The sequence below is a fragment of the Marinicrinis lubricantis genome, from assembly GCF_042658665.1.
Classification (GTDB): Bacteria; Bacillota; Bacilli; order Paenibacillales; family KCTC-33676; genus Marinicrinis; species Marinicrinis lubricantis.
The window spans coordinates 1-10,751 of sequence record NZ_JBHSQV010000120.1; the positions used below are offsets into that span (position 1 = coordinate 1).

The following is a 10,751-nucleotide window of genomic DNA, read 5'->3' on the forward strand; positions in this document are numbered from 1 at the left end:
CAGTTCCTCGTGATGAACCTGGAACGCCGCTTGCGGCTTCTTTTTGTCCTCATTCTCAACATGCTGCTGAAACGTACCGCCTACAGACAATTTGCTCTCTAATGTTTCGTTCAGCAAGCCCTAAGTAAAGAACGCTTCACTTTCGTTCATACGGTAATCTTTGCATGTAAATCGCTGTGGGAAGCCTCTAGAATAGTTGCAATAATGATGATTTTAGTTTGAATGAAGTAAACATTCTTGTACTGGAGCCTATTTAGTTCATTTGTTATTTTTGCAAAAATTGCAGCGGATCGTTCATTCAGACCGTCTAATAGGGTGGAGGTGGTAATCCAGTGAAGCCGGCCGGCTTAGAAAGCAAAAAGTTATTTTCAAAAGATCCCGCTAGAGCGCTAGAGCAGCTAATGGAAAAATACGGAACGATCATCATACGCACCGCTTACTTCTATACAGGCGATAGGCATCTAGCTGAGGATATCAGTCAGGAAGTGTTCCTTCGGGCATATCGGAATTGGTCTGCTTTTCGAGGGGACAGTTCTGTTAAGACCTGGTTAACGAAAATTGTCATAAACGTTTGCAGAGACAAGATAGGCCTTCGCATGTTTTCGGAGCAGCCCACCGATCCGAGCAAAATGGATCAAGGCCGAAGTATCAGTGCCGAGACCGAGGTGCTTGAAAAATTAAAAAAGAGCGAAGTGCTGCAATACTTGCTTCGCATACCTGTACCATACCAAGAAATATTATATCTGTATTATTATTTGGAACTCAGTACGCGGGAAATCGCGGATGCCATATCTTCCCCCGAAGGAACCGTGCGAAACAGGCTGCACCGGGCACGTGAAGCGTTGTCTAAAGAAATGAGAAGGGAGGAATCCATCCATGACCGATTTGGATCATAATTGGGATGGGCATCTCAAACAGGAGTTGGATGACATGTTGTTTTCCAAAATAGAATGGAATGACCAATTAAAGATGAACATTCGGCAAAAAGCAGCTGCGGAGCATGCAAAACGCAGATTCCGTGTGCCGAAGAGCTGGACGATCGGAGCGGCAGCGCTGACAGCTGCTGTCATCATGATCGCGGGTTACTCCATGCTGCAGCAGGAGGCCGATCCCATATCGACTGAGCATTCCATAATTGAAAGCTTGCCGCCTTCTCCCAGTGACTCTATAGATATCGGGCTTTCTTCATTGATTACCACAACGCTAAACTCGGTAGAAGAAGCGAAAGCATCCTTCGGAGAGGAACTGCTGCTTCCTACTTTCGTGCCGGAGGGCTTTACTTTATTGGAAATGGCTGCGACAGGGATCGAAGGGGAAGCGGCGAGAGATATCATCTTCACGTATGTGTCGGATGACAAGACCCTATCATTCGTTGCGAGCCGGAATACAGCCTCGTTCCAAAAAGAAATGTTTTCCCCTATTAAAATTGAAGATACCGACGGATATGTATTGGAGCAGCCTGAGCTCATCGAATTGTTTTGGATAGTAGACGGTATTCAATACTCCATCACGGGTTCGCTTTCGGCTGATGAAGCATTGCGAATGGCTGAATCGTTAGAATAGAGGCAGCAGGACGTATATTGTACAGATCAGCTTTGTTTAATATACATCCTATATCCAATAAAACACCTCGTGATGCAGGCCAGAGAGCTTGTATCGCGAGGTGTATTTTGATTAATTCTGAACTTTACAGCTCCAACATTTATAACAGTATCCTTGATTTGCCGAGCTCATCCTTTTAACTTTTTCCGGTAATCGGAAGGTGAAGTGCCCATCATTTTCTTAAACAGTATGGAAAAATAGTAGGGGTCCTTGAATCTGAGTGAAGCGCTGATTTCTTTAATTGAACGGTCAGTCAAGTCCAGCAGCTGACTTGCGCGTAGTTTTAACCTGGAACATGAATAAATGAAACAAGAGGGGAGGGCGGATATAAGACTGCACAATAATGAGGTAGAGGTAATTTGGAACGTTGGATATCATAGGACATAATCGGCATCACCCTCGTCTGAAACCACGTAGTTACAGAGTGTTGGCAATGACAAGTGGCGGGGGGGTTGACTAATATTCGAGCTGTCAATTGGTTTTAAACGATTATTTAGTATACATAATAATTTTACGGTTAATTATTTTTTTCGCTTCTTTAGCTTATATAGGGGTCTAGCCAACGATTTTAACGAAAATATACTCTAAGCATTTTCACGAGGTAACAGAGGATATGTATAGTGTAGGGAAAGAACCCATATATCCCGGAGCCACCTCATATTTATCTCCGTTTTTCGTTGCTAAAAGGTGAAAGCGGATAATGATGAGATCCTTTCCATCGAACGATATGTCGTAAAAAGCATGGATCGTCATCCGAGGAATTAGAGCTAAACACCATTGATAAAAAAACCAGATTCTAATCACGCTGCCGATGTTGTTTAAGGACGATCAATATATCAAATTGAATAGCGAAAATGTTATGCAACAGATGAAAGCACAAATGGAAGCAGATCTAGGTAATAGAAACTGTGGTCTTTCGTAATGGTTTTAAATTCATCCGTCGACAGAATATTCAAATAAGGCACCGTAGGCATATATCACCCTTATATATTAGTTTACATAATATATATTATCGGACATTATAAAAATGATTGAATATAGGATGATTAATGATACAATCCATATGATTCCTGTCTAATGACACAAACATACCCTTAATTTTGACACAAACATATCCTTAAAGCCCGCAAATCGAATGGGTTTGTGACACAAACATCTCCTTGCACAGTTCTGAACGAAAAAGTGTTCAGTGACACAAACATCACCTTACACGCTGCAGTTGACACAAACATGCCATATTGTACTTTCAGGTTAATTCTAAAGGGTTTGATGTCACGATTTTGCGCATTTTCTCTAATTCACTTTTGTATAAATCGTAGCTGTTTTGGGGTCTGCATGGCCCAATAGATCGGCGATTGCCAACAAATCGGCTCCCTCACCGTCATTATATAGAACCGTCGCACAGGTATGTCGCAGCTTATGCGGCGTTACTTTATAATTGTTTGCCCGCACACCGGCAGCTTTTGCGATCTCTTCAATGATTAGCTCCACAGCTCTTCTTGTTAACCGTTTCCCTTGTTTTTCAGAAATAAACAGCGCCGTTCTTCAATTCGATTACGTTTTTGAAGGATCATTTGACGGGCTGGCTTATAATTCTCCAGGGCCCGAATAATTTTCGGTGTCATCACGAGTTTTCTTTCTTTATTCCCCTTGCCAATGACTGTTAGCGATCCGTCATCTTCGTTAAAATGCTTGAGATCGATACTTACAAGCTCAGAGACCCGAAGTCCGAGCAATAAAAACAGCGTGGTGATTAATGAATCTCTTTCTTTAAATTTACGTTTCGCGGCGAATTGTTCAAATATCATAGCATCCTGTAGAGAAAGGCTTTTGGGAAGCCGTTCACCGAGTTTAGGGTTCTCAATATACTGTGATACGTCGTACTGCAGGTATTGCTGTTTAACAGCCCATTTAAAAAACTGTTTTATTGAGGAAACGATGCGTGCTCTCGTCGTGGCTGCAAAAACGGTGCCCGGTTTAGGATGCTTTTTATTCGTTTTCGTTGTGTGTTGGGGATGTTTAATGTGCCTAAAAATAATTGAAGATCATTAGCAGTTATATCTTCGATGCATGTAATGTTTCTTGTTTCTTTGAGCCAGGAAGCAAGCCTTACAATCGTGCGGTTGTAATTTTCAACGGTTCCCTTAGAATAGTTCCTGTTGATTTCAAGGTATACCGTAAAGGAATCGATCAAATCATCGATGCAGCATTTTGCCATAATCGCCCTCCCCTCTTCGTCCAAATTATAACATCAATTTCATACTTCACGAAACAGTTATTTTGTGAAGTAAATTTGTTTTTCTCTTACTTCTGGAGTTGGCTTGTGCGGATTGATCGTATGGTGTCTAATGACATTAAACTGTTATCATTCGTGACGATATATATATCATTGTTTTCTTTGACAAAAAGAAGTCTCATTAGATCGAATTTATGATAACACTATCTTGTCATTTTTTTTGGAGATGCCGCAAATTGCAAAATGGAAACATGCTCCTTCAAACTTTTTCCAGAAGTTGAAGCGTTCCTTTGATTACCGTTAAAGGATTCAGGATGATATTGGCTGTGCCCGCCGCCATATGCCTAATGGTTTCCCTTCTTTCTTTCTCGCATTGAATTTGCACGTACTGTTGAAAATCTTGGATATCGGCCATTAGAACAAACGTTGCCCTTTTAGCTGCAGGTATACATAGGTGATCATTCATGGATCGCACTTTGCCATCTAACCTCTCTTGCACGAGTACTCCCGAGTAATTCTTTTTATCCTGCAAAACTTCCCCTACGATCGATTGTAATGCCGAGTGTTCAGGGAATTCTTCTCCGGGGGTTACTGAGACCAGCTTAACTTGGAGTTCCCCGAACTCTAGCCTTGGAAACCGACTTCTGATCTACGAAAGAGCCGTTCCACCACGCGCTTCATTATCCGATTCTTACGGAAATAGACGGAGGCCGGCAAAGTGCCGGTATAAACAAGTAATGATGTCTCTCTAAATGATTCGTTTTACAGCGTTCGCGATCTCATAACCCGGAAGAAAAAGCAAGTATATCCAATTGCTCTCGATTTTGACTCCGTTCGTCCTGGATCAATTGACATAACGTTCTCGCCAATATACGTCCAGCCGTTCTTGGCGCGACCAATCCCGGTAAACTTGGTGCCAACAAGGCCTTGATTCCACGTTTTTCGGCAAAACGAAAATCGGTTCCTCCTGGTTTGGAAGCCAAATCAATAATGATAGCGTGATGCGGAATACGGGTTAAAACACGAGAACTAAGAATATGCGCCGGAACTGTGTTAAAAATAATATCCACATTTACGCCTTCATCGTACAAATCTTTCGTATTAAACGGCTCAATCCCCATCTCCCAGGCACGTGCAAACTCCTCCGGTTTCTGCACACCCGCTTTGACGCGTGCCCCCAGGCGGTGAAGCATACCGGCTAACGTAAGACCGATTCTCCCCAAGCCCAGCACCATACAACGCGAACCATGTATGGTAATTTCCGTCTGTTGAATGGCCATCATTAAGGCGCCTTCCGCAGTGGGAATGGAATTGAAGATGGCAACATCGTCCCTGCTGAATAATTCAATCAGATCGATCCCCAGTTCCGCGCAAAGGTTCTTCAAGTAGGACTTGGCTATGCCAGTATAGACTTTTGCGTGTTTCGGCAAGCAAGACATATATTCCTTGTTCAGCAATAACGTTTCAGATGAAAATGAAGACTCTACTCTGCCATGGTCGTCTGTACCGACAACCGGTAATATCAATATGTCCGCTTTGCGAAGAACCTCCTTCGTAAGCTTGGAATGCTGAACTTCATGAAGTTGTTCGTGCAAATCTTCATAACCGATTACCGCAACATTTGCATCCATGTCAGTAAATGACCGAATGATTTCAAGATGCCGGGCATCGCCTCCAAGGAAGACAATATGCAGATCCGTTAACAAAAAATTCCCCTACTTTCCTTAAGTGTGGACTTAAAATTAACTAACCTCGTTTACCATCTTTAAAAGCGCATCTGCTCCTTTCATCCCAGGGCAAATTCCGCGTAATTCCGCCTCTGTGGTCACCATATCGAGTGGGGCATCCAGCAATTGCTCTATTGTTCCGTCCTGCCACAATGCGGCGATCGTTTAATTTCGCATTTAACAAACGAACATCAAGCGCTCCGCACATGATATATCCGTGATCGGTTGTGATGGCCAGAAGTGTTGTTTTGGGCAGGGCGACCTCGATACTTATAACCTGATGACCTTCCACTTCAATCGGTTTCATATGATCATCTATGATGCAGCTCCTTTTTTTCTACACTATATGCCGGGCGTGATATTTGCACCATAGACGGTAGCCCAAATCTGATATTACTTGTCTTCGTTGGGAGCCTTCTCCCCTTTCGCTATATACATGTGTAAACTGGACTTCGATTCAATTCCATGTCATTTTTGAGAATTATAACAAAGGAGATAACAAACGCGCTGCTTGATCAAGCATGCGCTCGGAAGAAGTACGATGCATATGATCTTCCAAACGATATGGAGTAGCCTCGGCGAGATCCCGTTCGAATTGTTCCGTAAGCTCCCGGGCCACATCAGAATGATACATCACTGCACACACTTCGTAGTTTAAACGGTAACTACGGAGATCGTAGTTGGAAGAACCCACTTCGGCAATCTCGCCATCGATAATCATGACTTTTGCGTGCAATACCCCTTTGTTGTACTGAAACACATTGATCCCTGCTTCCACGAGTTCGCCATAATACGTACGGCTTGCAGCTCCTGCAACTTTAGGAATCACTTGGCGCGGCACCAGTAATCTCACTCGAACGCCACGCGCCGCGGCTGTTTTGATGGCCATCATGATATCCGCATCGGGTATAAAATAAGGGTTGGTCACGTCGATGGTTCGGGTCGCCTGCGTCAGGCAGATGAAATGCATTTCCCGAATGACCGGAGTAGGCAGCCCGGGATTGCCTTCGAATATCTGTATATAGACGTTATGCGAATCCTTGGATGGGGAAGCTTTTCCCATGTGGGTGCCTTCCATCGTTCCCAGCTCCGATCCCCATTCCCATCCGTATCCGGATCGTTTTGTTTTGCCGGATGGAAATGGATGAATGGCTTTATCGCCCGAAAGTTGAGCCGATTCAGGGATAAATTTAGCCTTTCTCGTTGAATGGAGCATGTCCGGTGACGCTATTTTCCAGTGAGCCTCAAAAACGGCTTTCACATCATCCGCTGTTTCGCCGGTTAACCGCATATGAGTGTCGCGCCAAAAACCGACATCCGGCTTCATTCCGGTATACTCGTCCCCAACGTTGATTCCTCCCATGAAGGCTTCCTTTCCGTCGACGATGACGATCTTGCAATGATCCCGGTATGTCAAGTTGGATAGTACCCAGGGGATTCGCAAGGGAAAGATGGTCCTGCATTCAATGCCTGCTTCCATCATCCGGCGAACCGCATATTTGGGAAACGACCGGCTTCCCCAGCCATCCCTTATAAAACGAATGTTCACACCGGATAAAGCCCGGTCAATCAGCACATCTGTGATACGTTTACCGATATGGTCATTCCGGTATATGTAATATTCCAGATCGATTGACTTTTGTGCGGCCTGAATTGATTGAAGGAGTTTTCCGTAGGTTTCTATCCCGTTCGTGAGGATTTGGACGGAACCGGTTCGAAGGCCACTGACAGACAAAGGTTGCAAAGCCCGGGCGATAACAAATGCGGAGTGACCATATTCTGGGGGTAATGATATCGGGTTATTGTGCGAAGAAACGAGCTTGTCCCGCCGCATTTGCACAGGATTCGTGACGAACAGGTAACAAACGAATCCGATAATCGGTAATACAAGTCCGACTGATATCCAAGTTAACGCTTTGGCGGGGCGGCGCACCTCCCGAACCGCAATGATGATCAATAGTGCCGTATTTACTAGCCATAATCCTGCTATCCATGCCAAGAAAATCAGCCTCCCAATCCTGTCGTCTACGAGGGAATAAAGATAAAGGGGCAGCCATGCCGAGAAAAGATCGGCATGGCCTTTTTTAGAACCCTTTATACTGCGGTTCTTCCTGTTCAATTTGTTGTATCCGTGGAGTGACCTGGTCAATGATGTTTTGTGTCTGTTGCGCTGCATTTGTGAACGTGGTTTTGGCCTGCTGGTTTTGTGTATTTAACGCAAACTGTTCAAAGCTGGCCTGCGCGCTTTTTAATGAAGCTACAGCTGTTTTCACTTGAGAAGCTACCGTCATGTTGATCACCTCCTGAAATGGCATCCTTATGTAATATGTCAACCCGTCAGAAAATTAATGATGGTAAAATATGGTGATTTGCTATTGTCAGGAGTTAGAGTCTTCCTGAAAAGACTTACCGCAATCTATGCCCTTCTTGGCAATGTTTGAAGCCAGCAAATACAGCCCAACATAGATAGGAAAAGAATAGGTATGTTTCCAGTGAACGGGGTGGTATAAATCGGCCATTTGTGAGACCGGCTCGGCCACAAAAGCGGAAAATCCCCCAAATAGGAGAGCTTTGAACAACGGATGTATGCCAGACTTGTACTGGAGTAAGAACATAACCGTGACGGGAAGAAGTGAAAAATTCCATGGAAAATTGGCCGGCATGAACGGTATGACTTCCCAGTGATAATGCCAGAGTCCCATGGCAATTCCAAGCTGGTCCAGCCACGATGACACGATAATGATCGTAAACCCGGATAGGAGAAACTGTCCCGTAGCTCTCTTGTCCCGAAATCCGATCCAAAGTAGCCAGGGGCATATCGATAAACCTACTCCCAACCACCATTGCCGCGTAAACAGTACGTGAGTGCGCCAAATGTCAGTCATGTTGCGGTGTGCTTCCACAATCAATTGATAGGCTTGTTCGATTGCATGATGAATCTGATTTTCGTCCACCGATGCCACCCCTTTCCGTTATCTGGATCCCCATCATTTGCTCTTCTGATGACAAGACGATGCACCCGTGATTCCATTTCCATACCCTGCACAGAACCCGGCACCGATCATTTTTTATCCGTCAAGGCCATATTTGGGGACAATGACGGATAGGTGCCTGCTTTATAACCGCGAGCTTCCATACAGTATATTCGACGTGACAAATACGCCGACCGGCGGCAGCGAAGTGGAAGACGGTTGGGGCGGGACATAGCCGCTATACCCCGGCAAACTTATATCTGTTGTCGCTACCCAGGTTCCATATTCGCCCGCCTGTAAAGAAGAGGGTAGCATCCGCAGACGTCCGGTGAGAACCAAATGCCGAAGTTGAATCTTGACATCGTCATAGATGGTTAATTGGCCGGAGTAGGCAGCGTAGGGGGAATGAAACATGATCTGCTGCGTGCTTTCATTCCAGCTTCCTTCAATCGGAATCGGCGTTCCGCGAAATTGGATGGTGCCTTGAATTTGCTGGTCCTGCAAAACACGCATCACTAGTTTGCCCCACACAACCGGTCTTCCGGCGACAGATGCATGAACTCCCCATATGGAAAAGGGAGGTAAACTCTTTGTACTTGTTTGAGCCGCAACGGACATGATTCATCACTCCTCAAAGTTGGATCACGTCATTATATGCGTCCTCGGCAAAAATGCCAGTCACTGGGCAAGAATTCTTTGCAGATAACCGAACATGATCAAGTAAAAGAAGATGGACTTTCTCTTATACTGGTTATTTCTTAATGCAGACAGGTTTCGAACAAAATTGTTTCAACCCATCCCAGTTGCCCCAGATGCAATTTTTACATCGATTTGGTTGTCTTGGGGCAGAGGTAGTCCAGTTTTTAATGCTTGTACTGAATGTTGGTAACATGCAGGCATCCGCCTTTCCAAATTTATGCAAACAGCATTTAAGTTGTCCAGAAACGAATCATCCTATGCAGTTATCCGCATCGTGAAAGTCCGCTTGGATTTGATCCCATCTACCCTTGTCCCCTGTATACAAATATCAAAGGCCGGAGCAACCCATTTTGGGCAACAGCCGGCCATTTGGTCCTATTTCGCAGGCATTCTACCGATGGCTCGAATCGCAAACATTTTTCACACACCGATTCTCCCAGTTGTTGCAGAAGTCCTCATATACTTGCTCTACGCCACAGTCGGATAGCATGTGCCTGGCCAAAAAGTCATACCAGAACTGGTCGAAAGACAAGGGCATCCGGGTTCCATATTGGGAACGAAGGGTTACATAGCGGTCCCAGATTTTGATTCGGAATGCTGCCAACTCATCACATCGCTCCATGTCGGTTCGCCTTTAAGCGGCGCTGGTGCCGCTGGGTATTTCTGACGTTTTCGCTCTTTCTTCGGCCAGCTTTTGAAATTGTTTCGCTCTTTCCAGATGAAAGGCACGCAATTGGTCGTGATATTGAGCCATTTTCATGTGCCAGTCGTGCATTTGCCTGACATAAGCGGCGTGGTCATGCGTAAACATGGGCATTGCCTGTTTAGTAAACTGCATTCAAAACCATTCCTCCTTGGGTAGGTGAATTTTGAACTTACAGCATCAGTCTATGGCAGACGCATAGAAGCGACAACGGCATCCGCCCGGTTTCCGGTCATTTTTATCGGGTTGGTTGTCTCAAATGCAATCGGAAACACAACCTTCCTTCCTTCGGCATAGGCTAAATGGTAACAAGAATGAGGAGGAGATTTCATCGTGTATGCTTATCCGAATGGACTGTACAGAGAAACGGCAAATCCCGCATTATCCACAGTAACCTTGGTTGACCCGTATTTTTATCACACCTTGCGCTCGCTTCAAGGAAAGCCGGTGGTTATTGAAACGTTTCGGGGCCCTGTTCGGGGTACGATAACCGACGTGAAACCAGATCATGTCCTGCTGCAAACAGACAATTCCTCATTTTTTCTGCGCACGCAGCAAATGATTTGGGTTATGCCCTCTTAGCACTCCGGCGCGGCATGAGACAAACGTCCCCTGTCATAAAGATACTAAGAACCATCAAATTGATAAGGGGATGATGACCGCCATGTTCAAGCGCATCAATCGATTGCCCATTGCATTGCCTGTTCCCAAACATCCGGACGCCAACGCCGCGGCGGCTGTGCAGGAACTATTAGGCGGCCGTTTCGGGGAGATGTCTACGTTGAATAATTATTTGGTCCAATCTTCGAATT

At 45.1% G+C, this 10,751-nt stretch carries 11 protein-coding genes and 3 pseudogenes; 4 read left to right on the forward strand and 10 right to left on the reverse strand.

What is annotated here, in order from left to right:
* Positions 1–332 precede the first annotated feature (332 nt).
* Positions 333–896: an RNA polymerase sigma factor gene (locus tag ACFPXP_RS09145; protein WP_379893910.1), complete on the forward strand. Its 564-nt coding sequence runs from the start codon at positions 333–335 to the stop codon at positions 894–896.
* On the forward strand, positions 877–1,563 hold the full coding sequence (locus tag ACFPXP_RS09150; protein ID WP_379893911.1) for a DUF4367 domain-containing protein: 687 nt from the start codon (positions 877–879) through the stop codon (positions 1,561–1,563). The genes ACFPXP_RS09145 and ACFPXP_RS09150 overlap by 20 nt, the downstream gene beginning before the upstream one ends.
* 167 nt (positions 1,564–1,730) lie before the next feature.
* Here the strand turns inward: ACFPXP_RS09150 and ACFPXP_RS09155 are convergent.
* The 10 genes and pseudogenes from ACFPXP_RS09155 to ACFPXP_RS09200 all read right to left on the reverse strand — a co-directional run.
* A pseudogene (locus ACFPXP_RS09155) lies at positions 1,731–1,892 on the reverse strand (helix-turn-helix domain-containing protein); the annotation flags it as partial.
* Positions 1,893–2,895: 1,003 nt separating this feature from the next.
* Positions 2,896–3,410, reverse strand: a pseudogene (locus tag ACFPXP_RS09160) (tyrosine-type recombinase/integrase).
* Between the two features lie 116 nt (positions 3,411–3,526).
* Positions 3,527–3,820, reverse strand: a complete 294-nt coding sequence (locus ACFPXP_RS09165) for a site-specific integrase (protein WP_379893916.1) — start codon at positions 3,818–3,820, stop codon at positions 3,527–3,529.
* A gap of 797 nt (positions 3,821–4,617) precedes the next feature.
* Entirely contained in the window at positions 4,618–5,544 is a 927-nt protein-coding gene (gene dpsA, locus ACFPXP_RS09170) for a dipicolinate synthase subunit DpsA (protein ID WP_379893912.1), read from the reverse strand.
* A 36-nt stretch (positions 5,545–5,580) separates the two neighbouring features.
* A pseudogene (locus ACFPXP_RS09175) lies at positions 5,581–5,872 on the reverse strand (YunC family protein).
* Between the two features lie 174 nt (positions 5,873–6,046).
* Positions 6,047–7,564, reverse strand: coding sequence for a phospholipase D-like domain-containing protein (locus tag ACFPXP_RS09180; protein ID WP_379893913.1), 1,518 nt, complete (start codon positions 7,562–7,564; stop codon positions 6,047–6,049).
* 85 nt (positions 7,565–7,649) lie between these two features.
* Positions 7,650–7,856, reverse strand: coding sequence for a DUF1657 domain-containing protein (locus tag ACFPXP_RS09185; RefSeq protein WP_023556419.1), 207 nt, complete (start codon positions 7,854–7,856; stop codon positions 7,650–7,652).
* Positions 7,857–7,943: 87 nt separating this feature from the next.
* A complete protein-coding gene (locus ACFPXP_RS09190; protein WP_379893914.1) occupies positions 7,944–8,519 on the reverse strand; it encodes a CBO0543 family protein in 576 nt (191 codons plus the stop codon).
* 162 nt (positions 8,520–8,681) lie between these two features.
* Positions 8,682–9,155 carry a hypothetical protein gene (locus ACFPXP_RS09195; RefSeq protein ID WP_379893915.1) on the reverse strand — a complete coding sequence of 158 codons (474 nt, stop codon included), beginning with the start codon at positions 9,153–9,155 and terminating at the stop codon, positions 8,682–8,684.
* Positions 9,156–9,870: 715 nt separating this feature from the next.
* Positions 9,871–10,074, reverse strand: a complete 204-nt coding sequence (locus ACFPXP_RS09200; protein WP_028407024.1) for a hypothetical protein — start codon at positions 10,072–10,074, stop codon at positions 9,871–9,873.
* Positions 10,075–10,272: 198 nt separating this feature from the next.
* Between ACFPXP_RS09200 and ACFPXP_RS09205 the strand changes: the two genes are divergently transcribed.
* Positions 10,273–10,521: a YuzF family protein gene (locus ACFPXP_RS09205; RefSeq protein WP_141336308.1), complete on the forward strand. Its 249-nt coding sequence runs from the start codon at positions 10,273–10,275 to the stop codon at positions 10,519–10,521.
* 82 nt (positions 10,522–10,603) lie between these two features.
* Positions 10,604–10,751 (forward strand): manganese catalase family protein (locus ACFPXP_RS09210; RefSeq protein ID WP_379891519.1); only part of this gene is annotated, 148 nt, incomplete at its 3' end.

Coding starts and splice junctions, on each gene's coding strand:
- ACFPXP_RS09185 (WP_023556419.1), bottom strand. CDS start 7,856: ATGACGGTAGCTTCTCAAGTGAAAACAGCTGTAGCTTCATTAAAAAGC.
- ACFPXP_RS09195 (WP_379893915.1), bottom strand. CDS start 9,155: ATGTCCGTTGCGGCTCAAACAAGTACAAAGAGTTTACCTCCCTTTTCC.
- ACFPXP_RS09165 (WP_379893916.1), bottom strand. CDS start 3,820: ATGGCAAAATGCTGCATCGATGATTTGATCGATTCCTTTACGGTATAC.
- ACFPXP_RS09200 (WP_028407024.1), bottom strand. CDS start 10,074: ATGCAGTTTACTAAACAGGCAATGCCCATGTTTACGCATGACCACGCC.
- ACFPXP_RS09150 (WP_379893911.1), top strand. CDS start 877: ATGACCGATTTGGATCATAATTGGGATGGGCATCTCAAACAGGAGTTG.